This window comes from Mycobacterium arosiense ATCC BAA-1401 = DSM 45069, from assembly GCF_002086125.1.
GTDB classification, from domain to species: Bacteria; Actinomycetota; Actinomycetes; order Mycobacteriales; family Mycobacteriaceae; genus Mycobacterium; species Mycobacterium arosiense.
In genome coordinates, this window is record NZ_MVHG01000010.1 from 60,457 (window position 1) to 83,725 (window position 23,269).

General features: G+C 67.5%; 27 protein-coding genes and 1 pseudogene. 12 read left to right on the plus strand and 16 right to left on the minus strand.

What is annotated here, in order from left to right:
• Positions 1-28: 28 nt before the first annotated feature.
• Positions 29-1,060, minus strand: a complete 1,032-nt coding sequence (locus BST14_RS06885; protein ID WP_083063840.1) for an alpha/beta fold hydrolase — start codon at positions 1,058-1,060, stop codon at positions 29-31.
• Positions 1,061-1,122: 62 nt separating this feature from the next.
• Positions 1,123-2,094 (minus strand): proteasome assembly chaperone family protein, encoded by a 972-nt coding sequence (locus BST14_RS06890; RefSeq protein WP_083063841.1) that lies wholly within the window; start codon positions 2,092-2,094, stop codon positions 1,123-1,125.
• 228 nt (positions 2,095-2,322) lie between these two features.
• Here BST14_RS06890 and BST14_RS06895 point away from each other — a divergent pair, with 228 nt between their 5' ends.
• Positions 2,323-3,159, plus strand: a complete 837-nt coding sequence (locus BST14_RS06895) for a trypsin-like serine peptidase (protein ID WP_083063843.1) — start codon at positions 2,323-2,325, stop codon at positions 3,157-3,159.
• Between the two features lie 95 nt (positions 3,160-3,254).
• Positions 3,255-3,567, plus strand: a pseudogene (locus tag BST14_RS30780) (IS110 family transposase); the annotation flags it as partial.
• Positions 3,568-3,784: 217 nt separating this feature from the next.
• On the opposite strand, the gene sthA reads toward BST14_RS30780, so the two are convergent.
• Entirely contained in the window at positions 3,785-5,200 is a 1,416-nt protein-coding gene (sthA, locus tag BST14_RS06905; RefSeq protein ID WP_083063845.1) for a Si-specific NAD(P)(+) transhydrogenase, read from the minus strand.
• Between the two features lie 112 nt (positions 5,201-5,312).
• Here sthA and BST14_RS06910 point away from each other — a divergent pair, with 112 nt between their 5' ends.
• Complete coding sequence (locus tag BST14_RS06910) at positions 5,313-6,371, plus strand: DUF4192 domain-containing protein (protein WP_083063898.1); 1,059 nt, start codon at positions 5,313-5,315, stop codon at positions 6,369-6,371.
• Positions 6,372-6,413: 42 nt separating this feature from the next.
• Here the strand turns inward: BST14_RS06910 and BST14_RS06915 are convergent, their stop codons facing one another.
• The 3 genes from BST14_RS06915 to BST14_RS06925 form a co-directional block, all read right to left on the minus strand.
• Entirely contained in the window at positions 6,414-7,103 is a 690-nt protein-coding gene (locus BST14_RS06915) for an iron-dependent transcriptional repressor DtxR (RefSeq protein WP_083063847.1), read from the minus strand.
• A 129-nt stretch (positions 7,104-7,232) separates the two neighbouring features.
• Entirely contained in the window at positions 7,233-8,192 is a 960-nt protein-coding gene (sigB, locus tag BST14_RS06920; protein WP_007774892.1) for a sigma-70 family RNA polymerase sigma factor SigB, read from the minus strand.
• A gap of 166 nt (positions 8,193-8,358) precedes the next feature.
• Positions 8,359-8,805 carry a DUF3099 domain-containing protein gene (locus BST14_RS06925; RefSeq protein WP_142279292.1) on the minus strand — a complete coding sequence of 149 codons (447 nt, stop codon included), beginning with the start codon at positions 8,803-8,805 and terminating at the stop codon, positions 8,359-8,361.
• A 58-nt stretch (positions 8,806-8,863) separates the two neighbouring features.
• On the opposite strand from BST14_RS06925, the gene BST14_RS06930 reads away from it, so the two are divergent.
• Complete coding sequence (locus BST14_RS06930; protein WP_083063854.1) at positions 8,864-9,103, plus strand: DUF3039 domain-containing protein; 240 nt, start codon at positions 8,864-8,866, stop codon at positions 9,101-9,103.
• Position 9,104: 1 nt separating this feature from the next.
• On the opposite strand, the gene BST14_RS06935 is transcribed toward BST14_RS06930, so the two are convergent.
• A complete protein-coding gene (locus tag BST14_RS06935) occupies positions 9,105-10,109 on the minus strand; it encodes a YihY/virulence factor BrkB family protein (protein WP_083063855.1) in 1,005 nt (334 codons plus the stop codon).
• A 66-nt stretch (positions 10,110-10,175) separates the two neighbouring features.
• Positions 10,176-10,361, minus strand: coding sequence for a DUF7455 domain-containing protein (locus BST14_RS06940; protein WP_007774888.1), 186 nt, complete (start codon positions 10,359-10,361; stop codon positions 10,176-10,178).
• A 131-nt stretch (positions 10,362-10,492) separates the two neighbouring features.
• Here BST14_RS06940 and BST14_RS06945 point away from each other — a divergent pair, with 131 nt between their 5' ends.
• Complete coding sequence (locus tag BST14_RS06945) at positions 10,493-10,852, plus strand: DUF952 domain-containing protein (RefSeq protein WP_438502135.1); 360 nt, start codon at positions 10,493-10,495, stop codon at positions 10,850-10,852.
• Here the strand turns inward: BST14_RS06945 and BST14_RS06950 are convergent.
• The 3 genes from BST14_RS06950 to ppgK form a co-directional block, all read right to left on the minus strand.
• The gene (locus tag BST14_RS06950; protein ID WP_083063857.1) at positions 10,807-11,214 is read right to left on the minus strand and encodes a Rid family hydrolase; all 408 of its coding nucleotides are present in this window, start codon (positions 11,212-11,214) and stop codon (positions 10,807-10,809) included. The two genes, BST14_RS06945 and BST14_RS06950, sit on opposite strands and share 46 nt — an antisense overlap.
• A gap of 125 nt (positions 11,215-11,339) precedes the next feature.
• A complete protein-coding gene (locus BST14_RS06955) occupies positions 11,340-12,872 on the minus strand; it encodes an RNA polymerase sigma factor (protein WP_083063858.1) in 1,533 nt (510 codons plus the stop codon).
• Between the two features lie 176 nt (positions 12,873-13,048).
• On the minus strand, positions 13,049-13,858 hold the full coding sequence (gene ppgK / locus BST14_RS06960) for a polyphosphate--glucose phosphotransferase (protein WP_083063859.1): 810 nt from the start codon (positions 13,856-13,858) through the stop codon (positions 13,049-13,051).
• Positions 13,859-13,959: 101 nt separating this feature from the next.
• Between ppgK and BST14_RS06965 the strand changes: the two genes are divergently transcribed.
• Complete coding sequence (locus tag BST14_RS06965) at positions 13,960-14,847, plus strand: inositol monophosphatase family protein (RefSeq protein ID WP_083063860.1); 888 nt, start codon at positions 13,960-13,962, stop codon at positions 14,845-14,847.
• Positions 14,848-14,856: 9 nt separating this feature from the next.
• Here BST14_RS06965 and cei read toward each other — a convergent pair whose 3' ends face one another.
• On the minus strand, positions 14,857-15,507 hold the full coding sequence (gene cei / locus BST14_RS06970) for an envelope integrity protein Cei (protein ID WP_083063861.1): 651 nt from the start codon (positions 15,505-15,507) through the stop codon (positions 14,857-14,859).
• Between the two features lie 193 nt (positions 15,508-15,700).
• Here cei and BST14_RS06975 point away from each other — a divergent pair, with 193 nt between their 5' ends.
• Positions 15,701-16,003 (plus strand): DUF4193 domain-containing protein, encoded by a 303-nt coding sequence (locus BST14_RS06975; RefSeq protein ID WP_036468275.1) that lies wholly within the window; start codon positions 15,701-15,703, stop codon positions 16,001-16,003.
• Positions 16,004-16,012: 9 nt separating this feature from the next.
• On the opposite strand, the gene BST14_RS06980 is transcribed toward BST14_RS06975, so the two are convergent.
• Positions 16,013-16,498 carry a DUF3093 domain-containing protein gene (locus tag BST14_RS06980; protein ID WP_083063862.1) on the minus strand — a complete coding sequence of 162 codons (486 nt, stop codon included), beginning with the start codon at positions 16,496-16,498 and terminating at the stop codon, positions 16,013-16,015.
• Positions 16,499-16,523: 25 nt separating this feature from the next.
• On the opposite strand from BST14_RS06980, the gene dut reads away from it, so the two are divergent.
• Both dut and BST14_RS06990 read left to right on the plus strand, forming a co-directional pair.
• Entirely contained in the window at positions 16,524-16,988 is a 465-nt protein-coding gene (gene dut, locus BST14_RS06985) for a dUTP diphosphatase (RefSeq protein WP_083063863.1), read from the plus strand.
• A gap of 85 nt (positions 16,989-17,073) precedes the next feature.
• Positions 17,074-17,835 carry a DUF3710 domain-containing protein gene (locus BST14_RS06990; protein WP_083063864.1) on the plus strand — a complete coding sequence of 254 codons (762 nt, stop codon included), beginning with the start codon at positions 17,074-17,076 and terminating at the stop codon, positions 17,833-17,835.
• A 3-nt stretch (positions 17,836-17,838) separates the two neighbouring features.
• On the opposite strand, the gene BST14_RS06995 is transcribed toward BST14_RS06990, so the two are convergent.
• Entirely contained in the window at positions 17,839-18,537 is a 699-nt protein-coding gene (locus tag BST14_RS06995) for a hypothetical protein (protein WP_083063865.1), read from the minus strand.
• 138 nt (positions 18,538-18,675) lie between these two features.
• Here BST14_RS06995 and BST14_RS07000 point away from each other — a divergent pair, with 138 nt between their 5' ends.
• Positions 18,676-19,044: an OB-fold nucleic acid binding domain-containing protein gene (locus BST14_RS07000; protein ID WP_066860686.1), complete on the plus strand. Its 369-nt coding sequence runs from the start codon at positions 18,676-18,678 to the stop codon at positions 19,042-19,044.
• A 53-nt stretch (positions 19,045-19,097) separates the two neighbouring features.
• On the plus strand, positions 19,098-19,754 hold the full coding sequence (locus BST14_RS07005; RefSeq protein WP_083063866.1) for a DUF3159 domain-containing protein: 657 nt from the start codon (positions 19,098-19,100) through the stop codon (positions 19,752-19,754).
• Here the strand turns inward: BST14_RS07005 and BST14_RS07010 are convergent, their stop codons facing one another.
• Together BST14_RS07010 and BST14_RS07015 are read right to left on the minus strand one after the other, a co-directional pair.
• Positions 19,755-20,432, minus strand: a complete 678-nt coding sequence (locus BST14_RS07010) for a potassium channel family protein (RefSeq protein ID WP_083063867.1) — start codon at positions 20,430-20,432, stop codon at positions 19,755-19,757. It lies immediately after the preceding gene.
• 37 nt (positions 20,433-20,469) lie between these two features.
• A complete protein-coding gene (locus BST14_RS07015) occupies positions 20,470-21,135 on the minus strand; it encodes a potassium channel family protein (RefSeq protein WP_142279296.1) in 666 nt (221 codons plus the stop codon).
• A gap of 116 nt (positions 21,136-21,251) precedes the next feature.
• On the opposite strand from BST14_RS07015, the gene BST14_RS07020 reads away from it, so the two are divergent.
• Positions 21,252-23,246 (plus strand): APC family permease, encoded by a 1,995-nt coding sequence (locus BST14_RS07020; RefSeq protein WP_083063868.1) that lies wholly within the window; start codon positions 21,252-21,254, stop codon positions 23,244-23,246.
• Positions 23,247-23,269 lie beyond the last annotated feature (23 nt).

The window sequence follows — 23,269 nt, forward strand, 5'->3', positions numbered from 1 at the left end:
CCGCAGGCGTCCGCATCGATGAAGAGGGTCAGGTGGCACTGCGTTCGTCGGACCCCATCGCGTTCAGGACGGCGACCCGAGTGGGAGCGGGACCCGAGACAGCCCGCTCGCCGCCGCCGCTGCGCAGCAGGCTGCGCAGATTGGCCTGATCGTATTCGGCGGGATCGGTGGAATCGATGAAGCGCTCGACGACGTCGATGAAACGGGCCGGGTCGTCGTGGAAGGGGAAGTGGCCGGAGCCTTCGAATATCTCCAGACGTGAGCCGGGCATCGCGGCGTGCGCCATCCACGCGTGCCGGACCGGGACCACCACATCCTTTGTGCCCCAGATGATTTGCACTGGAATGGCTTCGGTCAAATAACATCGGTCGAGCATGGTGACGATCTGCCCGCGCCAGTCCACCACCGCTCGCAGCGTCCGGCTGAACGCCGCGGACGCGGTCGGTTCGGGCAGGTCATCGAGGATGCGTAGCACGTTGGGCAGATCGCGGGCGAGGCCGCTGCTGCCCAGCGCCATGCCCAGGACGCGTCCCATGAGTTGGACCGCCGGCAGCACCAGCGGCAGCCGCAGCACGGCGATCGCCTCGCTGCCCAGCGGCAGCGACGCCCACCGCAGGACGAAGTTGACGTCCTTGGTCACCCCGCCGGCGCCCACCAGGATCAGCCGATCCACCAAATGCGGGAACTGGTAGGCGAATTGCATGGCCACGCCGCCGCCCAGTGAATGACCGACGATCGTCACCCGCTCGATGTCGAGCACGCTGAGCAGATCGCGCATCCCGTTCGCGTAGGCCGCAATCGAGTAATCGGCGCGCGGCTTGTCCGATCGCCCATGTCCCAGCAGGTCCGGAGCGATCACCGTGAAACGCTGGGCGAGCTTGGCCTGCACCGTATTCCAGGTCGTGGAGTTGTCACCGATCCCGTGGATCAGCAGGAGCGCCGGTCCGGAACCGGCGATGCGGTAGGCCCGCTTGTAACCGTGGATGGTGCGGAACTCGAGTCTGGGTGCGGTCACTTGACGCACCGGGCGGAGCGTGGGATTGCGCTTCCGCTCGGTCATATCGCCAACCTTGGTGTCGGGCCGGGCTGAGCCGGTCTGGCTAGGGGCTAGTGCTGCGCGGGTCAGGCATGGTCGTCGTCGTCGAACTTCTTCTCCGCCTGCTGGGCCAGAAATCGCTCGAACTCTGCGCCTAGTTCATCGCCGCTAGGCAGATCCTCGTCGCGAGCTAGTAACGACCTGTTCTCCTGAGCGTCGATGAAGACATCGTACTGGCGCTCCAGCGCGGCCACCACTTGAGCGACCTCCGCGCTCGCCTCGACCTGTTCGTCGATCTTGGCCCGAATCACCTCGGCCGCCTCGGTCAACGCGGTCAGCGGCAGCTCCAGCGACGCGGTCTTGGCGACCTGCTCGAGCAGCGCCTGCGCGGCGGCCGGGTAATCGGTCTGGGTGAGGTAGTGCGGGACGTGCACCGTGTAGCCGACGACCTCATGACCGTGCTGGCCCATCCGGTATTCGAGCAGGTTCGACGCGCTGCCGGGGACCTGGATTTCTGCGATCCACGGCTGAAAGTTGGCGATCAGCTCCGGATTGTTCGAGTGGGCCGTCATGGTGGTGGGCCGGGTGTGCGGAACCGCCATCGGGACGGTGCCCAGGCCGATGGTCTGGCGCACGCCGAGGCGCTCGGCCAGCAGCCGCACCGCGGTGATGAAGCGCTCCCACTTCAGGTCCGGCTCCATGCCGGCCAGCAACAGGAACGGGGTGCCGACCGTGTCGCGCATCGCGTACAAATTCAGCTCGGGGTCTTCGTAGTGTGTGAAGTGATCGGTCTTGAACGTCATCAGCGGCCGCCGGGAGCGGTAGTCCAGCAACTCGTCGATCGCGAAAGACGCGACCAACTCGGTGTCGAGCACCGCCTTCAGATGCGCGGAGGCCAGCTTGATGGCGTGGCCGGCGTCGGAAAAGCCCTCCAGGGCGTGCACCAGCACCGGACCGCGGCCGTCGGACGTCGACAGCTGCGGCGCCGGCAGCTCGAGCTCGTACATACCGGCCTGCCCCGGCTGGTACCGGTCAGCTGGGTCTTGGTGGTGAGCCATCTGCGATCGCCTCCTCTCGGGGGTCCTTACAGGGTGCCCTACCAAGTGTCCCCCGAATCAGCCGGCACCCGCATCGATCAGCGAACTTTGCGTCACGCTTATAGCTGAAACGCAATAATTGCCAGACGTAATCCGATCCGAACGCGCGGGGGGTCACTTGCGGGCGCGACAGCAACCCCGTGGCGCACCGCAATGTGCGGGAGTCGGCTTGCCGCTTCCTGGTCAGGCATGATGAAGGCGATGCGCATTCGGATTCTGGTGCTGTGCTCGGTGGTGGGGGTGGCGACATCGCTGATGTCGTGTCACCGGCCCGTCGAGCATGTTTCGGGTGCGCCGGTGTCCGCCCCGCGCATCGGCGGCCCCGTACAACGGCTCAGCCAGCCCGAACAGAAGGCCGTCGCCGGTCCGGTCGAGCCGGATCGGCGCATCGGGGCGATCTTCATCGACGGCGGCCCGCTGCACGTGTGCACCGGTTCCGTGGTGCATTCGACGGGCGGCAACTTGATCATGACCGCCGCGCACTGCCTGGCCGGAGCGTCGCTGATCACATTCGTTCCCGGTTTCGCCGGCGATGCCGCACCCGGTCCCGTCGATGTGTGGAAGGCCGACGCGGTCTACCTCGATCCGCGCTGGACCGCCAGTAAAGACCCGCACGCCGACTATGCGATCGCGCGGGTCAGCAACGACGCCGGCGCTTCCGTCGAGTCGCGGGTCGGCCTGGCGCTGACGCTGGGTGTGACGCCTCCGCCGGGCAGCCGTATCACCGTGCTGGGGTATCCGGCCGGCGTGGGAGGCTCGCCCATCGCGTGTCAGGCCAGCACATCGGTCACCGACAGCGGGTTTCCGGCGCTGGCCTGCGAGGGGCTGGTGGACGGCACCAGCGGCGCGCCCTGGGTCAGCGGTACGACGCTGATCGGGGTGATCGGCGGCCTGGAGCGGGGTGGCTGCGCCCCGAACGTGTCGTATTCGGCGCCGTTCGACGCGCACACCGCGGAGCTACTGGCCCGCGCCGAGGCCGGCGGTCCCGGCGATCCGGTCCCGGGCGAGGTACAAGACGCCTGTTAGACGGTATGGGGGGCTGGGGCCTCACTCACATGTGAACGTGGGTTGCGGTCAGGAATTGGGTCCTGGCTGTAGAGCCACGGATGTGGGAGGCCCCAGTGAAGGTTCAGCGTACGAGTGTCGGGTTGGATGTGCACGCACGATCGGTGGTGGCGTGCGGGTTGGATGGGGATACCGGGGAGGTGTTCGAGCGCCGGTTATCCCCCGATCGGGGTGAAATCCTGCAGTGGGTTCGCTCGTTGCCAGCTCCGGTGGCGGTGACCTATGAGGCGGGACCGACGGGATTTTGGTTGGCTCGGTTCTTGCTGGCAGCGGGGATCGATTGTGGTGGCGGCGCCCTCGAAGTTGATCCGTCCGGCTGGAGACCGGGTTAAAACTGATGCTCGTGATGCTCGGAGACTGACACGCGTCGCACGACACGCTCGACACCCGACACTCACCTGGTCAACGAAGCGGCCGGCCCGACGACGGTCGCGGCCGCCGCTTCACCCTGCCCACTTGACAAAATGCCTTCCATATCAGTGGCGATCGCCAGGGCGGCGGAGCCGGGCGCAGCGGGTCGCCACCATCGGATTAGTGGCGATCGCCAGGGCGGCGGAGCCGGGCGCAGCGGGTCGCCACCATCAAATTACTGGCGGAACTGATTGAGCGCCCGGATCTTATTCATCACGTCGAGCGCCGCCACCTTGTAGGCCTCGGAGAACGTGGGGTAGTTGAAGACCGCGTCCACCAGATACTCGACCGTCCCGCCGCAGCCCATCACGGCCTGCCCGATGTGCACCATCTCGGTGGCACTGGTACCGAAGATGTGCACGCCGAGCACCTTGAGGTCCTGGGTGGACACCAGCAGTTTGAGCATCCCGTAGGAGTCGCCGGCGATCTGCCCCCGGGCCAGCTCGCGGTACCTGGCCACCCCGACCTCGTAGGGAACCGAGTTCTTGGTCAGCTCCACCTCGGTGGCGCCGACGTAGGAGACCTCGGGGATGGAGTAGATGCCGATCGGTTGCAGATCGGTGATGCCGTCGCTCGCTTCGCCGAACGCGTGGTAGGCGGCCAACCGGCCCTGCTCCATCGAGGTGGCGGCCAGGGCGGGGAAGCCGATGACGTCGCCGACGGCGTAGATGTGGGGCACCTTGGTCTGGAAGTTGTCGTCGACAAAGATGCGTCCGCGGTTATCGGCCTCCAGCTCGGCATTGTGCAGATCGAGGTGATCGGTCTGGCCCTGTCGCCCGGCCGAGTACATCACCGTCTCGGCGGGAATCTGCTTGCCGCTGGCCAGGGTGGTGACGGTGCCCGCGGAGCCGACGTCGACGGCGGTCACCTCCTCGCCGAACCGGAACGTCACCGCCAGGTCGCGCAGGTGAAACTTGAGCGCCTCGACGACTTCGGGGTCGCAGAAGTCGAGCATGTCGTTGCGCTTTTCCACCACGGTGACCTTGGTGCCCAGCGCGGCGAACATCGAGGCGTACTCGATGCCGATGACGCCGGCGCCGACCACCACCATCGAGGTGGGCAGCGACTTGAGGTCGAGGATCCCGTCGGAGTCGAGCACCCGGTGTTCGTCGAACTCGACGCCGGAGGGGCGCGCCGGTCGGGTGCCGGTGGCGATGACGACGTATTTACCGGTGATGGTTATCTTTTCGCGCCGCGACGGGTCCTCCACCTCGATGGTGTGCGGGTCGATGAAACGCCCGTGGCCGGTCAGCAGGTCGATCCGATTGCGCATCAGCTGGTTGCGCACCACGTCGACTTCCTTGCCGATCACGTGCTGGGTGCGGGCCAGCAGATCGGCCGGGGTGATCTTCTCCTTCACGCGGTAGCTGGCGCCGTAGAGTTCGCGCTGGCTCATCCCGGTGAGGTAGAGGACCGCCTCGCGCAACGTCTTTGACGGGATGGTGCCGGTCTGCACACACACGCCGCCAAGCATCTGGCCGCGTTCGACGACGGCGACCGACTTTCCGAGCTTGGCCGACGCGATGGCGGCCTTCTGCCCGCCGGGCCCGGACCCGATGACCACCATGTCGTACTCTTGCGCCGAACTCATGGCTTAAACAGTAAGGCAGCACAACGCACAGTGCTGGGTTCATCCACAGGTCCCTCCTCCGCTCCATGTACCTGCGCACCGCTTGACGGTGGCCGCCGTCAACGTGGTGCCCATGACGACGCATCGAGCAGACTTCGAACTGTCCCGCCCCGGCGCACTCATCGCGGCGCTGCCGGCCGTTCTCGGCTTTGTTCCCGAAAATTCATTGATATTAGTGTCTTTGGGCGACGGCGAACTCGGGTCGGTGATGCGCGTCGACCTCTCCGAGGGCATCGTCGACCGGGTGGGGCACTTGGCGGAGGTCGCCGCCGCGGCTGCCCCCGAGGCCGTGATCGCGGTCATCGTCGACGCGGACGGGGCTTACTGCCCGAGCTGCAACGAGGAATACCGCCGGCTCTCCATGGCGCTCGCAGAAGCCTTGTCAGAGCACGACATTGAGCTCTACGCCGCCCACGTGGTGGACCAGGTGGCGCTCGGCGGGCGCTGGCATTGCGCCGAGGGGTGCGGGTCGAGCGGCGTCGTCGAAGATCCCGCGGCCTCGCCGCTGGCGGCCGCGGCGGTACTGGACGGCAGACGGCTCTATGCGCGTCGCGCCGACCTGCAGGCGGTCATCGCGCCCGACGATCCGGCGCGCTGCGCTGCGCTGGCCGGTGTGGTCAGCAAGCAGGCCGCCCGGCGCCGCGCGGCGCACCGCGCGCACCCGGTGCGCTGCATCCGCCGCGACGTGCAGGCGGCGATGGCCGCCGCTTCGCGGGTCGCGGGCGGGGAATCGCTGTCGGACGCCGAGGTGGCGGCGCTGGGCTGTGCGCTGCGCGACGCCCAGGTGCGCGACATCCTGTATGCCCTGGCGGTGGGGGAGAGTGCCGGCGAGGCCGAGTCGCTGTGGGCGCTGCTGGCGCGCACGTTGCCCCCGCCCTGGCGGGTCGAGGCGCTGGTCCTGACCGCGTTCAGCGCCTACGCCCGCGGCGACGGCCCGCTCGCCGGGGTGGCGCTGGCCGAGGCGCTGCGTTGTGACCCCGACCATCGGATGGCGGGCATGCTGGACACCGCTTTGCAATCCGGTTTGCGGCCGGACGACATCAGGGACCTGGCGCTGACCGGTTACCGGCTGGCCAAGCAATTCGGCGTGCGGCTACCACCGCGTCGGCCGTTCGGCCGCAGGGTGGGATAGCAGTAATCACGAGGCACCGCCGCGCGGGGCGTGAGGCGCGGGTCAGACCTTCTCGACCTTGACCGCATGCGCCATCTCGTGCGGCAGGGTGACGTTCTCGTGGCCCGGAATGACGATGGTCACCCCGGCGGAACTGGTCTCAACGGTGACGCGCGCGTTGGGGACGACGCCGGCGTCCTTCAGGCGCGAGATGAGGTCGATGTCGCCCTGGACGTGTTCGGTCAACTGCCGCACCACGACCGCCACCGGCGCGCCGGCGGGTAACTCGGTCAACCTGACCAGGGGGTCGTCCTCGGACCAGGACTCGGGGCCCACACCCAGGTCCAGGAGCCCGGGGATCGGGTTGCCGAAGGGCGAGGTGGTCGGGTTGTTGAGCACCTTCACCAACCGCCGCTCGACGTCCTCGCTCATTACGTGCTCCCAGCGGCATGCCTCGGCGTGCACCTCTTCCCAGGGCAGCCCGATGACGTCGACGAGCAATCGTTCGGCGAGGCGGTGCTTGCGCATGACGGCAACGGCCAGCGCCCGGCCCTTGTCGGTGAGCTCGAGGTGGCGGTCGCCGGCCACGTGAAGTAAACCGTCCCGCTCCATGCGCGACACGGTTTGGCTGACAGTCGGCCCGCTTTGATCCAGGCGTTCGGCGATTCGGGCACGCAGCGGCGTAACGCCCTCTTCTTCGAGGTCGTAGATGGTCCGCAGGTACATCTCGGTGGTGTCAACCAGGTCGTTCATTCAGCACCCTCCGTCGACGCTGAGTCTACTTGCCCAGCTGTGCGAATGGTTGTAACGCCTCCCTGGCAAGCAGTATGCCCGCCGCGGACGCGGCGGGCATACCGTCTGCTACCTAGCTTGAGTGAGGTGTTAGCTCGCGTACGACCGTAACCTGTCGGCGCGTTCCCCGTTGCGGAGTTTGGACATTACGTCCCGCTCGATCTGGCGGACCCGCTCGCGGGACAGGCCGAACAGCTTGCCGATCTGGTCCAGGGTGCGCGGCTGGCCGTCGTCCAGGCCGAAACGCAACCGGATCACCTGGTGCTCACGCTCGTCCAGGGTGGCCAGCACGCTGCGGATGTCGGTGTGCAGCAGCTCGGCGATCACCGCGTTCTCCGCCGACATCGCCTCGGCGTCCTCGATGAAGTCGCCCAGCGGGGCTTCCTCCTCGGATCCGACCGGCATGTCGAGGCTTACCGGGTCACGGCTGTGCTCGAGCAGGTCATTGATCTTTTCCACCGGGATGCCGGATTCGGCGGCCAGTTCCTCGTCGGTGGCCTCGCGTCCCAGGTTCTGGTGCATCTCGCGCTTGATCCGCGCCAGCTTGTTGACCTGCTCCACCAGATGAACCGGCAGCCGGATGGTGCGGCTCTGGTCGGCCATGCCGCGGGTGATGGCCTGACGAATCCACCACGTCGCGTAGGTCGAGAACTTAAATCCCTTTGTGTAATCGAACTTTTCCATCGCTCGGATCAGCCCGAGATTGCCCTCCTGGATCAGGTCCAGCAATGGCATGCCGCGACCCGTGTACCGCTTGGCCAGCGACACCACCAGACGCAGGTTGGCTTCCAGCAGGTGTCGACGCGCCGCCTGGCCATCGCGCACCACGGCCTCTAGATCGCGTTTACGGTTCTCCCCGAGGCGCTTACGCGTTGCGAGCAGGTGTTCGGCATAAAGCCCGGCCTCGATGCGCTTGGCGAGCTCGACCTCGCCGGCCGCATTCAGCAGCGCTGTCTTTCCGATTCCGTTCAGATATACGCGCACTAGATCCGCTGCGGGGCTTTGAGCATCCAGATCGCCGTCAAATCTGCTCGTGCTGGCGTTCGCCATAGCGACCTCCCGTTCGGCTTCGTTCTGTCATCGAGTTCAACGACAGATCAGCTTTGAGAGTTCCCAGCGATTCGCCATCTCACACGTCTTGACGTGCAGAGATGTGCCGCAGACCTGAGAATGTCCTGAGAAGTCCGCACCCGCGGCACCCTGCGGGGAACGACGGCTAGTCGGGATCCATTCCGCCGCGGGCGCCCGGTGGCCAGTCCGATTGCGGTCGTCGCGGAGCCTCCAGCGCGCGACGTTCGGCGCGGGGGAACAGGGGGATGTGATGCCGGGCGTCGTCGAACCGGCGCGGCTCCTCGGCACTGCGCGGCGGTCGATCGTTGGCGATCAGCACGGCCATCCAGGGCAACGGGATGGAGGCCGCCACGATCGCCAGGGAGATCAGCCCGTTGTGCCACGCGCCGTAGGCGACCGCGGCCAGGATGAGCGCCGGAATGCGGAATGCCATCAAGGTCAAGTATTTACGGACACGCGCGCGATGCTGCTCCTCGTAGGAGGTCGCGGCGGCGGTGATGAGCACTGGGCGGCCCTTGTTGCCGTCAAAGTCATCGAACCGGCCGTCGAACCCCGGATCGGAGCCGTGCTTCATTTCTCCACTGTCCCACAACTGGCCGATTCCGGCTCGGGCGGTTTCTGGGGCCCCCCGGCAGTGCACAATGTCAGGTATGCAGACCCAAACGATCGAACGCACCGAGACCGACGAACGCGTCGACGACGGGACCGGCAGCGACACCCCGAAGTACTTCCATTACGTCAAGAAGGACAAGATCGCCGAGAGCGCGGTGCTGGGCAATCACGTCGTGGCGTTGTGCGGGGAGGTGTTTCCCGTCACCAAAGCGGCAAAGCCGGGCTCACCGGTCTGCCCCGACTGCAAGCAGATCTACGACCGGATGAAGAAGGACTGACCTAGCCGGGCGGCTCCGCCGGCGCGACCTCGCGTTGCTGCGTAGCGGGGTTCGTGGTCACCGGATTCGACAACGTGTCCGCCGCCTTCGCCAGCGCGGGCGAGCGCGACAGCAGCCACCTGCGCAGCCGGTGCGCGTGCGTCCTGGGCGCGGGGAATTCCTCCTGGATGGCGGCGTTGAGTTCGGCGCCGATCATGATCGCGAAGCCCCCGAAGAACGAGAACAGCAGGAAAGCGATCGGCGTGGCGAGCGCGCCGTAGGTATACCCCGTACTGGTGATCCACTGCAGGTAGATCCGCAGGCCCAGGGTGGCGATCACGAACACCGCGGTGGCCAGTGCCGCGCCGAGGATCAGCCGATGCGTCGGCAGCGGCTGCGGCAACGACACGCGATACAGGACCGCGACCCCGACCATCAACACGAGGATCAAGGCCGGGTAGTAGCCGTAGCGCAGCAGGTTGGCCAGGCTGACCGGAATGTGCTCACCCACCTTGCGCGGCCCCAAAACCAGCAGCGGCGCCGTCGCCACCACGAACACCAGCCCGACCACGTAGAGGAACAGCGCGAACAGGCGCTGGCGCACCGGGTGGCGCAACGGTGTCTGGTCGTGCGCCTCCACCACCGAGTCGACGAACGCGGAGATGGCCGACGACCCCGCCCACAGCGAGATGATGAAGCCCAGCGACACCACCTCGCCGCGGGCGTTGCTGGCGATGTCGCGCACGGTCGGTTCGATGATCTCGTTGACCACGCTGGGGGAGAACACGCTGTGCGCCGTCGAAATCAGCTGGCGCAGGATGCTGGGCAGCATGTCGGGTCCGAACAGCGGCGCGACGTAGGCCAGCGTGCCCAGCAGCCCAAGCAGCAGCGGCGGCAGTGACAGCGCCGACCAAAAACCAGCCTGAGCCGACTCCGAGAAAATCGAGTCGTCCCAACTCTTGGAGAGAGTCCTCAGGGTGATTCGCCAAATATGGTGGCGCGACGGTTTTGCGACCTGCTCGCTCATACCCGTCCAGCATTACCGAAGATCGCTCGCACCGCCCACATTGGGATGGGCGAGTTCGTCCGCGGGCTAGCTTTCGCTGAACTCCAGCACGGCGTCCAGCTCGGTCAGCTTCGCCTCGTGCTCGTTGGCGTGGTGCTGGCAGAAGAGAAGCTCCAGTCCGGAAGGCAGCTTGGCGCGTACACGGGCCGCAGCACCGCAGCGATCGCAGCGGTCGGCCCGGGTCAGTTCTGGACTCGTCAGAGTTGCATTCATGGCTTCTCCGTTCTTCTACATTCACTGTCTCAGACGTATGGCGTTTTCGCCTTGTTCCCCGATCGTTATCGGGTGTGTCGTTTCTCACGGGCTGGTCAGGTTTGGTTTAAGCGATCTCTAGGGTGTCGAATGTGACCTTCGCCCCGGACGTCCTGGTGCACTTGTGCGGAACCGAGCAGTGGGCACGAGCCCGCCGGCTGGGCGGAATCTCGCCGCGAGACGCCGGCGGCGGTGAGTTCATCCATCTGTCGACACCCGAGCAGGTGCACCTGCCGGCCAACCGGCTCTACCGCGGTCGCGACGACCTGATCCTGTTGCACATCGACCCAGCGCGCCTGGCCGCGCCGGTGCGGTGGGAGCCGGGTGTACCAACCGATCCCGAGTCGATGTTGTTCCCGCACCTGTACGGCCCGCTGCCGGTGGCCGCCGTGGTCCGGGTCACTCCCTACCCGCCGGCCGAGGACGGCACCTTCGCGCCGGCGTCGACGTAGGCGTCGGCTTCGATTTCCACCAGTAACTCGGGCGCGATCAATGCCGAGACCTCGACCATGGTGGCCGCGGGCCGGATGGCACCGAAGACCCGCTCGTGCACCGCTGCAACCTCACGCCAGCGCGAGATGTCGGTGACGTAGATGCGGGTGCGAACCACGTCGGTGAGGGCCGCGCCCGCTTGACCCAACGCAATCTCGATGCGGCGCAGAGCTTCTCGGGTTTGAGCGGCGATATCGCCGGCGGGACCGGCGCCGGCCGTTCCGGCCACCGCCACATGCGGGCCCACCCGCACCGCGCGCGAATAACCGACCGCCGACTCGAAGGCGGATTCGGACGAGACCACGGTGCGGTTGGCGGGCATGCGCCTCACGGTACGACGACGAGCGCGTCGCCGCAGCCGAATTCCCGGGCGGCAGCGCGCGTTTGGCCCACCGGCTTACGCGGGCATCGAGATGACTTGCGCGCCAACCGTTCCGAGACGAACGGCTAGTCGAGGTAGTCGCGCAGCACCTGCGAACGGCTGGGGTGGCGCAGCTTCGACATCGTCTTGGACTCGATCTGACGGATGCGCTCGCGGGTCACGCCGTAAACCTGCCCGATCTCGTCCAACGTGCGGGGCTGGCCGTCGGTGAGCCCGAACCGGAGCCGTACTACGCCCGCCTCGCGCTCCGAGAGCGTCTCGAGGACCGACTGCAGCTGGTCCTGCAACAGCGTGAACGACACCGCGTCCACGGCCACCACGGCCTCGCTGTCCTCGATGAAGTCACCGAGCTGGCTGTCGCCCTCGTCGCCGATGGTCTGGTCCAGCGAGATCGGCTCGCGGGCGTATTGCTGGATCTCTAGCACCTTTTCGGGCGTGATGTCCATCTCCTTGGCCAGCTCCTCGGGCGTGGGCTCGCGGCCCAGGTCCTGCAGCAGCTCGCGCTGGATACGGCCCAGCTTGTTGATGACCTCGACCATGTGCACCGGGATACGAATGGTGCGGGCCTGGTCGGCCATGGCACGGGTGATGGCCTGACGAATCCACCACGTCGCATACGTCGAGAACTTGTAACCCTTGGTGTAGTCGAACTTCTCGACCGCGCGGATCAGACCCAGGTTGCCCTCCTGGATGAGGTCCAAAAACGCCATGCCGCGGCCCGTGTAACGCTTGGCCAGCGACACCACCAGACGCAGGTTGGCTTCCAGCAGATGGTTCTTCGCGCGGTCGCCGTCGCGGCAGATCCACACCATGTCGCGACGCTGGGCGGCGGGAAGTTTGTCGCCGCGCTCGGCCAGCTCGGTCATCAGCTGCGTGGCATACAGTCCCGCCTCGATCCGCTTGGCCAGCTCAACCTCTTCTTCGGCGTTGAGCAGCGCGACCTTGCCGATCTGCTTGAGGTAGGCGCGAACGGAGTCGGCGGAGGCCGTCAACTCGGCGTCCTTGCGGGCCTGCCGCAATGCCTCGGACTCGTCTTCGTCCCACACGAAATCGCCGGAGGCCTTGTCCCTTTCGGACGGCTCGGCAATCTCCTCGTCCTCTTCCGCCGCGGCGTCGCCGGCCTTGGCGGGCTTGACTACGGCCTCTTCCTCGCCTTCGGCCTCGTCGGTGTCGCCTTCCACGGCGTCTTCGCCGTCGGATGCCACCACGTCCTCGAGGTCCTCGAGGGCGAGGTCGGCGTCGATGTCGAGGTCTTCGGCCGGCTCATCCTCGAGGTCGGGTTCGTTGTCGAGATCCTCGACGGCAGCGTCGGAATCGAGGGCGTCGGGCTCCGCCTGCCCGGCCTTGGCCGCTTTGGCTCCGCGCGCGGACGTCGCCTTGGACCCGGCGCTCTTGGCCGCGGCGCGCGTCTTCTTGGGCTCGGCGGCCCCGTCGGCCTCGGACTTGGTGGACGGCGATGCTGTCTTGGCGGCCCGCCTCGCAGGTGCCGAGCCGTTGGCAGCCTTGGCCGCCGGTCGCTTGGCGGGGGAGGACGGAGACTTTGTGGCGGTGCGTTTCACCGGCCCATCCGTTGCCGGGCTTGCTTTCGTCGCTGCCACTTACACCCCTTCGTTTGGGCTCACTCTCGGTGGGTAGTGGGCATGGTTAACCGAAAGTGTCTGCTATGTCGATGTCGGCGTTGTTATCAGCGTGAGTAGTCGCACGCTGTCGGTTGGGCGTTCGCCGAGGACCATTGTAACGACAGTGTGCGGTCCTACGGCTCTGCCGGGCGAAATCAGTGGGTCACGTCCGAGGTGGCGGCCATCGCCGCGCCGACGATCCCGGCGGTGTTGAGCAGGGCCGCGGCAACCACCGGGGTGCGGTTGGTCAGCAGCGGCACCCATTTGTCGGCCTTGCGGCTGATGCCGCCGCCCGCGATGAACAGGTCCGGCCATACCGCGTTCTCGATGCTTGTCAGCACCCGGGTCACCTGCTTGGCCCACCTTTCGTAGGACCAGCCGTTCTTTTCCTTCACCGAAGACGCCGCCCGCTGTTCGGCCTCCTTGCCGCCGACCTCGAGATGGCCGAACTCGGTGTTGGGAATCAGCGTCCCGTTGTGAATCACCGCCGAACCGATCCCCGTGCCGAAGGTCAGCAGCACCACCAGTCCCGACTGACCTTTGCCCGCCCCGTAGTGCTCCTCGGCCAGCCCGGCCGCGTCCGCGTCATTGAGCACGACGACGTCCTGACCGTCCAGTTCGGCGCTGATGATGTCGCGCGCGTTGCTGCCGATCCACGCCTTGTCCACATTGGCCGCCGTCTGCACGACGCCGTGCGTGACGACCCCGGGATAGGTCACCCCCAGCGGGCCGGTCCACCCGAACGCGTTGACCACCTCGGCGATGGTCTTGGCGACCGCCGAGGGCGTCGCGGGCTGCGGGGTCAGCAGCTTCACCCGCTCGCCGATCAGTTGCCCGGTGTCCATGTCGACGATCCCGCCCTTGATGCCGCTGCCGCCGACGTCGATGCCGAATCCGCGGCGCTGCGGCCTGCCGTCGCCGGCCGCGATGCCGGGCGTGTCCGTGGTCGAGTCGGTGCTGGTCATCGAATCTCCTCGGCGTCACTGGGCTGTCCGCTCACCTTAGCGCCGCGGCGGTGTGGCCCGTGGCGTCTGCGCGGCCCCGGCGACTGTGATCCGATAGACCGGTGATTCCTTCCGATGACGAGCTCGTAGGTCTGCGCTCGGTCGCCGAAAGCTTGGCCGCGGATGCCGCCGCATTCGTGAGGCGTCGGCGGACAGAGGTTTTCGGCGCCGAGTCGGGCGGCTTGCGCACCCCTGACAGTGGCGCGGTGCGCGCGAAGAGCACCCCGACCGATCCGGTGACCGTCGTCGACACGGAGACGGAACGGCTGCTGCGCGACCGGCTGGCCGAATTACGGCCTGGGGACCCCATTCTCGGCGAGGAGGGCGGCGGTCCCGACGATGCCGGGGATTCGGCGGCCGCGCCCCCGGGAACGGTCACCTGGGTGCTCGACCCCATCGACGGCACAGTGAATTTCGTCTACGGCATCCCCGCCTACGCCGTGTCGGTCGGCGCGCAGGTCGACGGCGAGTCGGTGGCCGGGGCGGTCGCCGACGTCGTCGGGAACCAGGTGTACTCGGCGGCGCTGGGACTCGGCGCGCATGTCACCGGCGCCGAAGGGACGCAGCCGCTGCAGAGCGCCGCCGTCGACGATCTGTCGATGGCGTTGCTGGGCACCGGTTTCGGCTATTCGCGGCAGCGCCGCGCGGCACAGGCGGCGCTGTTGGCGCGCATGCTGCCGGTGGTCCGCGACGTTCGTCGGATCGGCTCGGCCGCACTGGATCTGTGCATGGTCGCCTCGGGCCGGCTCGACGCCTTCTACGAACACGGTCTGCAGGTGTGGGATCGCGCCGCGGGTGCGCTGATCGCCGCGGAGGCGGGGGCCCGGGTGGTGTTGCCCGCGCCCGGCGTAACCGGGGCCGGCCTGGCGCTGGCCGCCGCGCCCGGAATCGCCGACGAACTGCTGGCCGTCCTGGAGCGCTTCAACGGCCTGGATCCGATTGTGGATTGACCGCCCGCCTCAGCAGCTGCTGGCGTGAATCTTGGCCAGCAGCGTGGGATCTGAGGGTTCGGTGGCGCCGGGACGCAGGGTGGCGAGCACGGCGTCGATGTCGTCGTTGTGCGCCAGCGCGCTGAAGTCGGTGCCCAGGGACAGGTCGACGGAGTCGTCGGCGCGGTTGTCGTTGAACAGTTCGGTGCACGGCGCGACCAGCCACACGGCGGCCGCGGTGGCCTGTCCGGCGGTGCCAAAACGGATTTGGCCCTGACAGGTCAGCCGGGTCCCCGCATAGAGGGGGTCGTTGGCGGCGGTCGGTTGGGCGAAGCCGAGGTCTTTCATGGCGCCCGCGACGTCACCGGCCTGGCCGCCCCGGCCGCTTGCGTTGAGGACGCGGACCTTGGTGTCCGCCAGCTTGGCGGGCGTGACGTCCATCATCGCGCTGCGCGACACCTGCTCGCCGAGCTGGGCCGGCGCCGAACCGGCCGACTGCGGCGGGGGATTGCACACCGCGGCCTCGTGCACCTTGGCGGGCCGTGTCAGCGCGATCGTCCAGATGACGCCGGTGGCCACCGCGAGCAGTATCGCCACGATGATGGCGGGCCGGGGGTTACGGCGCCGAAAAGGCCGACCGTGCTTGTCAAACGCTGTACCCTCGGTGATTTGCGTGACCACAAATGCACTCTAGCGGCACGCTAAACCCACTGTTCAAAGGCAAGCGCAAGGGTAAAAATGGCGTTGTGATGTAAATCACACCTTAAGGGACCGCGATACGGGCACGAATCATTTGGTGGATGCGTTCGACGCTGGTACAAAGCGATGCTTGGACATCGCGGGCATAAAGAGGCAATAGGGCAGGGGAAGAGATATGCCTACCGACTACGACGCTCCACGGCGCACCGAAACCGACGACGTTTCGGAGGATTCGCTGGAGGAGCTCAAAGCGCGACGGAACGAGGCGGCTTCGGCCGTCGTCGACGTCGACGAATCTGAATCCGCTGAGAACTTTGAACTGCCGGGTGCCGACTTGTCCGGGGAAGAACTGTCGGTGCGCGTGATTCCGAAGCAAGCTGACGAGTTCACCTGCTCGAGCTGCTTTTTGGTGCAACACCGCAGTCGGCTGGCCAGCGAGAAGAACGGCGTGATGATCTGTACCGACTGCGCGGCCTGATAGCTGCACTTACCGTGTCAGGGCCGACAGCACCCGCTCGGGGTGACGGCAGCTCACCAGCCAGTACGGTGTCGGATCGTCCGGGTCGTCGAGTACGACCAGGACCATCGGGCCCACCCATGCCCTGTGCAGGACGTACGCGGCCGGGTCGAGCTGGCGGCCCAGCGCCGCGGACTTGGCCGACGGCGCTATCGGCGCGGATCGGGCGATCACTGTGACCGGCAGGTGCGCCTGGCCGGCCCACAGCTGCACTTCGCCGGGCGCGGTCGGGTCGGCGGTCACCCGGATCTCGATGCGGCCCAGCCACACCAGCGCCGCGGCCGCCACCGCGAACAGCGTCGCGTACGGCCACCAGGCCGACTGGCGGGTGACGCCCATGTTGAATTCGAAAGCGATGATGCCCGCGAGCGCGAAGGCCGGTGGCCACCACCACCACGGAACCCACAATCGTTCGCGATACCGCACGTTGTGCGGCGCGACGCGCGTATCGGACACGCAGTCAAGGGTAATCTGTGCCCCCGTGTCGACCAGTCTGGCCATCGTCCGCCTTGACCCCGAGCTTCCGCTGCCCGGCCGCGCCCACGAAGGCGACGCCGGGATCGATCTCTACAGCGCCGAAGACGTCAGACTCGAGCCGGGGCGCCGCGCCCTGGTGCGAACGGGGGTCGCGGTCGCCATCCCGTTCGGCATGGTCGGCTTGGTGCACCCACGGTCGGGATTGGCTGCGCGAGTGGGACTTTCAATCGTCAACAGCCCGGGCACCATCGACGCGGGCTATCGCGGCGAGATCAAGGTCGCGCTGATCAACCTGGATCCGACCGAGCCGATCGTGGTGCACCGCGGCGATCGCATCGCCCAGTTGCTGGTGCAGCGAGTCGAATTGGTGGAGTTGGTCGAGGTGGCGTCGTTCGACGAGGCCGGGCTGGCCGAAACATCCCGTGGCGATGGCGGTCACGGTTCCTCCGGCGGACATGCGAGTTTGTGATGTGCCGGCGACCATGCAGAGCAAAAGCGATGAGGGGGTACCTCCTGCTTGCGGGGGAAACTTGCGGGGGAAAGGAGCGGCGCTGATGGCTGCATTCGGTAGGCGCACACCCAAAGACGACGACGCCTCGAGCGCCGACATCCCGGCGGCGGACAAGGTGGCGGCCCCTGACGCCGACGAGCCGGCCCCCGAGGAGCTCGAGGGACCGTTCGACATCGAGGACTTCGACGACCCGGCGGTCGCGGAGCTGGCCCGCCTCGACTTGGGCTCGGTGCTGATTCCGATGCCGGAGGCCGGGCAGCTGCAGGTCGAGCTGACCGAAACCGGTGTGCCGAGCGCGGTCTGGGTCGTCACGCCCAACGGTCGGTTCACCATCGCCGCCTATGCCGCGCCCAAGACGGGCGGCCTGTGGCGTGAAGTGGCGAGCGAGCTCGCCGAATCGCTGCGCAACGACTCGGCCCAGGTGAGCATCAAGGACGGCCCCTGGGGCCGCGAGGTGGTGGGCACCGCCGCCGGCGTCGTGCGTTTCATCGGCGTCGACGGCTATCGCTGGATGATCCGCTGCGTCATCAACGGTCCGCACGAGACGATGGAAGCCTTGGAGCAGGAGGCGCGAGCGGCCTTGGCGGACACCGTGGTTCGGCGCGGCGACACCCCGCTTCCGGTGCGCACGCCGCTGACCGTGCAGCTGCCCGAGCCCATGGCTCAGCAGCTGCGCGAAGCCGCCGCGCAGCAGGCAGCGGCGCAGCAGGCCGAGGGGCAGCAGGCACCGCCCAACGAGCCGGCCGCGCGCCGCAGCGTCGACGGGTCGGCCATGCAGCAGTTGCGCACGACCACCGGCGGGTAGCGGCTACAGTTCGGCCAGCGCGCGCAGGCAGGCCGCGCCCAGGGCGGCGGGATCGGCCCCGATCTGGTCGAGCGTCACCGTCCGCAACGCCGCGCGCGGCGCCGCGGCGACCCAGTCGATCCCGGCCTGCAACGGGTGGATCGGATCGTCGACCGCCGACGCCACCCCCAGCGGCGCGGCCAGCCCGGCCAGTTCGTCGCAGCTCGGCGCGACATAGGCGGCCGCTTCCTCCATGGCGTCGGGCAGGTGTGGCCATTGGGCTCCCCACGACCGGGTGAGCTCGTCGGCCAGCCACGGCGGGCTGGACGCCCGCATCTGGGTCGTGGTGGCCGCCAACCCGGCGGCGCGCAACTGTGACGCCGAATACCGCGCCGCAAGGGCCGCGGGCGCCGCGCCGGGCGCGCCCGCCCAGGCCGGCAGTGCGGCCAGCACCGCGACCGTCCGGTCGGGGTGGGCCAACGCCCAGGCGGCCGCCACCGCGGCGCCGATCGAGACCCCGCCCACCGCGATCGCCCGCCCGTGCGCCGCGCCGTCCAACGCCGCCAGATAGCCCTCGATCAACCGGTCGGGCCGCGGCGCCGGGGTCACCAGCACCGCCCCGACCTCCGCTAAGGGCCGGGAAAACGCGCGGTGAACGTAGTCGTCGTCGGAGCCGGTTCCGGGCAACAACACCGTCGTGACACCGCGCAGATCGGCCACCATCTCTAGATAGTGCCCCGCCGTTCATGTGCCCTCCAACACGAGGTTTGAGTCGGTTGGCGCTGGGGAACCAAGAGGTCTACGGTGTCCGTTGGCATAAATGGAAGCATCGAGGCTTATCAGCATTTGTCAGGAGTGGCCATGGGGGCCCAAGGGTATCTGCGCCGGCTCACCCGTCGGTTGACGGAGGATCCGGAGCAACTCGATTCGGAGGAACTGTCCGACGAGGTCGCAAGCACCGGCGCGCAGCGCGCGATTGATTGCCAGCGGGGCCAAGAGGTCACGATGGTGGGCACGCTGCGCAGCGTCGAGTGCAACGGCAGGGCCTGCTCCGGCGGCGTACGCGCGGAATTGTTCGACGGCAGCGACACCGTCACGCTGGTGTGGCTGGGCCAGCGCCGCATCCCCGGCATTGACTCGGGCCGCACCTTGCGGGTGCGTGGACGCCTCGGCAAGCTGGAGAACGGTAACAAGGCGATCTACAACCCGCACTACGAAATTCAGCGGTGACTGATCCCGAAGATCCGGGGGCAACCCCGCCGGGGTCGGGCACGTCCGAACGAATGAGCACCAGCCGCATCAGCCCCGAACGCCTGCTGGCCCAGGCAGGCGGGGTCAGCGGTGTCATCTATTCGTCGCTTCCGGTGGTGGTCTTCGTCATCGCCTCGAGCGTGTGGGGACTGGTTCCCGCGATCGTGGCCGCGCTGGGTGTGGCCGCGCTGATCCTGGTGTGGCGGCTCATTCGCCGCGACTCCCCACAGCCGGCCTTCTCGGGCTTCTTCGGGGTCGCGCTGTGCGCGCTGATCGCCTACGTGTTGGGCGAGTCCAAGGGCTACTTTTTGCTGGGCATCTGGATGTCGCTGGTGTGGGCGGTGGTTTTCGCGGCATCGGTGCTCGTCCGCCGGCCCCTGGTGGGTTACGCGTGGAGCTGGGCCACCGGGCGGGGCGACCGCTGGCGCGAGGTGCCGCGGGCCGTCTACGCCTTCGACGTCGCGACGGTGGGTTGGGTGCTGGTGTTCACCGCGCGGTTCGTGGTGCAGGGGCTGCTGTATGACGCCGACCGGACCGGTTGGCTGGCGGCGGCGCGGATCGGGATGGGCTGGCCGCTGACCGCGCTGGCCGCGCTGGCCACGTACGCGGCGATCAAGTCGGCGCAGCGGGCCATCGCCGCAGCCGATGCTCCCGCGGTCGAAATGGAGCGCGGCGCCGTCAGCGACTGATCAGTTGCCGCCCGGGCTGTGGCTGCCCAGCAGCAGCTTCTGCAGCTCCTCTTCCGCCTCGGCGACGGCGACGAACAGCAGCTCGTCGCCGCCCTCCAGCGGCTCGTCCTCCTCGGGCACGATCACCCGCGGACCACGCAGGATCGTCACCAAGGAGGTGTCGCGCGGCAGTTGCAGCTTGCGCACCGGCTTGCCGCCCCACGGCGTGTCGTCGGGCAGGGTGATCTCGACGAGGTTCGCCTGGCCCTTGCGGAATTCCATCAGCCGCACCAGATCTCCGACCGCGACGGCCTCCTCGATGAGCGACGCCAGCATCCGCGGCGTCGATACCGCAACGTCGACCCCCCAGGCGTCGGTGAACAGCCACTCGTTGCGGGGGTCGTTGACCCGGGCCACCACCCTCGGGACCGCGAACTCGGTTTTGGCCAGCAGGCTCAGCACGACGTTGACCTTGTCATCACCCGTCGCGGCCACCACCACGTCGAACTCCTGCATCTGCACCGACTCCAGCAGGCTCAGTTCGCACGCGTCGCCCAGCCGCCAGTGCGCGGCCGGGATGGCGTCGACGTCGACGTGATCGGGGTTGCGTTCGATGAGCGTCACATCGTGGCCGTTGGCGATGAGTTCCCGAGTGACCGAGCGCCCGACCGCGCCTGCGCCGGCGACAGCTACTTTCATCGGCGCCGCTCCTCAACAAGGTGTTCGCTCGAAGTCATCACAGATCTTCACTGGGCGGTAGCGCGGCGATGGCCACGGCCTCGGCGGCGCGCCCGGAGATCGCGGCGACATAAACCTGGTCGCCGGCCTGGATCACCGACTTGGGCTCCGGCAACACCCCGGCGCCGAACCGGATCAGGAACGCGACCCGGGCGCCGGTGGCCTGCTCGAGGTCGGTGACCCGGTGCCCGATCCAGTCCTCGTGCAAGACGACCTCGGACACGGCGACGGTGCCGGTCGGATCGCGCCACTTGGCCGTCTCCGTTTCGCGCAGCAACGCGTTGAGCAGGCGGTCGGTGGTCCAGGGCACGGTCGCGATGGTGGGAATGCCCAGTCGTTCGTAGACCTCGGCGCGCTTGGCGTCGTAGATGCGGGCCACGACTCGCTTCACGCCGAAGGTCTCCCGCGCCAGTCGCGCCGAGATGATGTTGGAGTTGTCGCCGGACGACACCGCGGCGAACGCGTCGGCTTCGTCGATGCGGGCCCTCAGCAGCACGTCCCGGTCGAATCCCTGGCCCAGCACCCGCTCGCCGGCGTATTCCGGGCTGAGCCGGTTGAAGGCGGTGCTGTCCCGGTCGATGACCGCGACGTCGTGGCCGATGCGGGATAACCCGTCGGCGACCGATGAACCGACCCGGCCGCAGCCCATCACCACTACTCGCAACTTCTGAGTCCTCTCGGCCGCGTCACCGGCAACCCACGTCGGCCAGCCGTTTCGGTCGGCGAACATTCTCCTACGAACGCTACCGCCAAACCCGTCTGGGCTTACTCTTGGCTCTCGTGTCCAAACTTTCAACCGCCACTCGTCGGTTGCTTATCGGTCGGCCGTTTCGCAGCGACCGGTTGAGTCACACCCTGTTGCCCAAGCGGATCGCCTTGCCGGTGTTCGCCTCCGACGCACTGTCCTCGGTGGCTTATGCCCCCGAGGAGGTCTTCCTGATGCTCTCGGTGGCGGGGCTCACGGCGTACGCGCTGACACCGTGGATCGGGCTTGCGGTGGCCGCGGTGATGCTGGTGGTGGTGGCCAGCTACCGCCAGAACGTCCACGCCTACCCGTCCGGCGGCGGCGACTACGAGGTGGTCACCACGAATCTCGGCGACACCGCCGGCCTGGTGGTCGCCAGCGCGCTGATGGTGGATTACGTTCTCACCGTTGCGGTCTCGACGGCCTCGGCGATGGCGAACATCGGCTCGGCGATCCCGATCGTGGCCGAGCACAAGGTGTTCTTCTGTGTGGCCTCGATCCTGCTGGTGATGGCGCTGAACCTGCGGGGGGTGCGCGAGTCCGGGGTGGCCTTCGCGGTGCCGACGTACGCGTTCATCATCGGCGTCCTGGTGATGATCGGCTGGGGGCTGTTCCGGATCTTCGTGTTGGGTAATCCGCTGCGGGCCGAGTCCGCCGGATTCCAGATGCACGCCGAGCACGGCCAGGTCGTCGGTTTCGCCTTGGCGTTCTTGGTGGCGCGGTCGTTCTCCTCGGGGTGTGCGGCGCTGACCGGGGTCGAGGCGATCAGCAACGGGGTGCCGGCGTTTCAGAAACCCAAGTCGCGCAACGCGGCGACCACCCTGTTGATGCTCGGTGGCATCGCGGTGACGTTGTTGATGGGCATCATCGTGCTGGCCCAGAAGATCGGGGTTCAGCTCGTCGAGGACCCCGCGACGCAACTGGGTGGCGCGCCGAAGGGCTACTACCAGAAGACTCTGGTCACCCAGCTGGCGCAGACGGTCTTCGGGAGCTTTCACATCGGGTTTCTGCTCATCGCCACGGTGACCGCGCTCATCCTGGTGCTGGCGGCCAACACCGCGTTCAACGGGTTCCCGGTGCTCGGCTCGATCCTGGCGCAGCACAGCTACCTGCCGCGCCAATTGCACACCCGCGGAGACCGATTGGCGTTCTCCAACGGCATCCTGTTCTTGTCCGGGGCGGCGCTGCTGGCGATCATCGCGTTCCGCGGTGAGGTCACCGCGTTGATCCAGCTCTACATCGTCGGGGTGTTCATTTCGTTCACGTTGAGTCAGATCGGCATGGTCCGGCACTGGAGCCGGTTGCTGCGCACCGAGACCGATCCGCGGGCCCGGCGCAAGATGATGCGCTCGCGGGTGGTCAACACGGTCGGGCTGCTGTCCACCTGCGCGGTGCTGTTGGTGGTGCTGGTGACCAAGTTCGCCGCCGGCGCGTGGATCGCCCTGTTCGCGATGAGCCTGCTGTTCGGCATCATGAAAATGATTCACCGGCACTACAACACCGTGAACCGCGAATTGGCCGAGCAGGCCGCCGCCCAGGACGACGTGGTGTTGCCTAGCCGCAATCACGCCGTGGTCCTGGTGTCCAAGTTGCACCTCCCGACTTTGCGTGCTCTGGCCTACGCCAGGGCCACCCGACCCGACGTTCTCGAGGCGGTGACGGTCAACGTCGACGATGCCGAGACCCGCGAACTGGTGCACAAGTGGGAGGAAAGCGAGATCAGCGTCCCGCTCAAGGTCATCGCCTCGCCGTATCGCGAAGTCACCCGTCCCGTCTTGGACTACGTCAAGCGGGCCAGGGAGGAGTCACCGCGCACCGTGGTGACGGTGTTCATTCCGGAGTATGTGGTGGGCCACTGGTGGGAGCAGGTGTTGCACAACCAGAGCGCCCTTCGGCTTAAAGGGCGGCTGCTGTTCATGCCCGGCGTCATGGTGACTTCGGTTCCGTGGCAACTGAGTTCGTCGGAACGGCGCAAGACCTTGCAGCCGCACATGGCGCCGGGTGACGCTCGTCGGGGAATCTTCGATTGACCCGCGAATCAACCCGGTCGCCG

Excerpts from the sequence above, each read along its gene's own strand:
- BST14_RS06890 (WP_083063841.1), bottom strand. The coding sequence starts at position 2,094 with ATGGCTCACCACCAAGACCCAGCTGACCGGTACCAGCCGGGGCAGGCC.
- BST14_RS06995 (WP_083063865.1), bottom strand. The coding sequence starts at position 18,537 with ATGGTGGCCGATCTGCGCGGTGTCACGACGGTGTTGTTGCCCGGAACC.
- BST14_RS06895 (WP_083063843.1), top strand. The coding sequence starts at position 2,323 with ATGATGAAGGCGATGCGCATTCGGATTCTGGTGCTGTGCTCGGTGGTG.
- ppgK (WP_083063859.1), bottom strand. The coding sequence starts at position 13,858 with ATGACCAGCACCGACTCGACCACGGACACGCCCGGCATCGCGGCCGGC.
- BST14_RS06975 (WP_036468275.1), top strand. The coding sequence starts at position 15,701 with ATGCCTACCGACTACGACGCTCCACGGCGCACCGAAACCGACGACGTT.
- BST14_RS06940 (WP_007774888.1), bottom strand. The coding sequence starts at position 10,361 with ATGAATGCAACTCTGACGAGTCCAGAACTGACCCGGGCCGACCGCTGC.
- BST14_RS06910 (WP_083063898.1), top strand. The coding sequence starts at position 5,313 with ATGACGACGCATCGAGCAGACTTCGAACTGTCCCGCCCCGGCGCACTC.
- BST14_RS06990 (WP_083063864.1), top strand. The coding sequence starts at position 17,074 with ATGGCTGCATTCGGTAGGCGCACACCCAAAGACGACGACGCCTCGAGC.
- sthA (WP_083063845.1), bottom strand. The coding sequence starts at position 5,200 with ATGAGTTCGGCGCAAGAGTACGACATGGTGGTCATCGGGTCCGGGCCC.
- BST14_RS06885 (WP_083063840.1), bottom strand. The coding sequence starts at position 1,060 with ATGACCGAGCGGAAGCGCAATCCCACGCTCCGCCCGGTGCGTCAAGTG.
- BST14_RS07000 (WP_066860686.1), top strand. The coding sequence starts at position 18,676 with ATGGGGGCCCAAGGGTATCTGCGCCGGCTCACCCGTCGGTTGACGGAG.
- BST14_RS06930 (WP_083063854.1), top strand. The coding sequence starts at position 8,864 with ATGCAGACCCAAACGATCGAACGCACCGAGACCGACGAACGCGTCGAC.
- BST14_RS06950 (WP_083063857.1), bottom strand. The coding sequence starts at position 11,214 with ATGCCCGCCAACCGCACCGTGGTCTCGTCCGAATCCGCCTTCGAGTCG.
- BST14_RS07010 (WP_083063867.1), bottom strand. The coding sequence starts at position 20,432 with ATGAAAGTAGCTGTCGCCGGCGCAGGCGCGGTCGGGCGCTCGGTCACT.
- sigB (WP_007774892.1), bottom strand. The coding sequence starts at position 8,192 with ATGGCGAACGCCAGCACGAGCAGATTTGACGGCGATCTGGATGCTCAA.
- BST14_RS07005 (WP_083063866.1), top strand. The coding sequence starts at position 19,098 with ATGAGCACCAGCCGCATCAGCCCCGAACGCCTGCTGGCCCAGGCAGGC.
- BST14_RS06935 (WP_083063855.1), bottom strand. The coding sequence starts at position 10,109 with ATGAGCGAGCAGGTCGCAAAACCGTCGCGCCACCATATTTGGCGAATC.
- BST14_RS06915 (WP_083063847.1), bottom strand. The coding sequence starts at position 7,103 with ATGAACGACCTGGTTGACACCACCGAGATGTACCTGCGGACCATCTAC.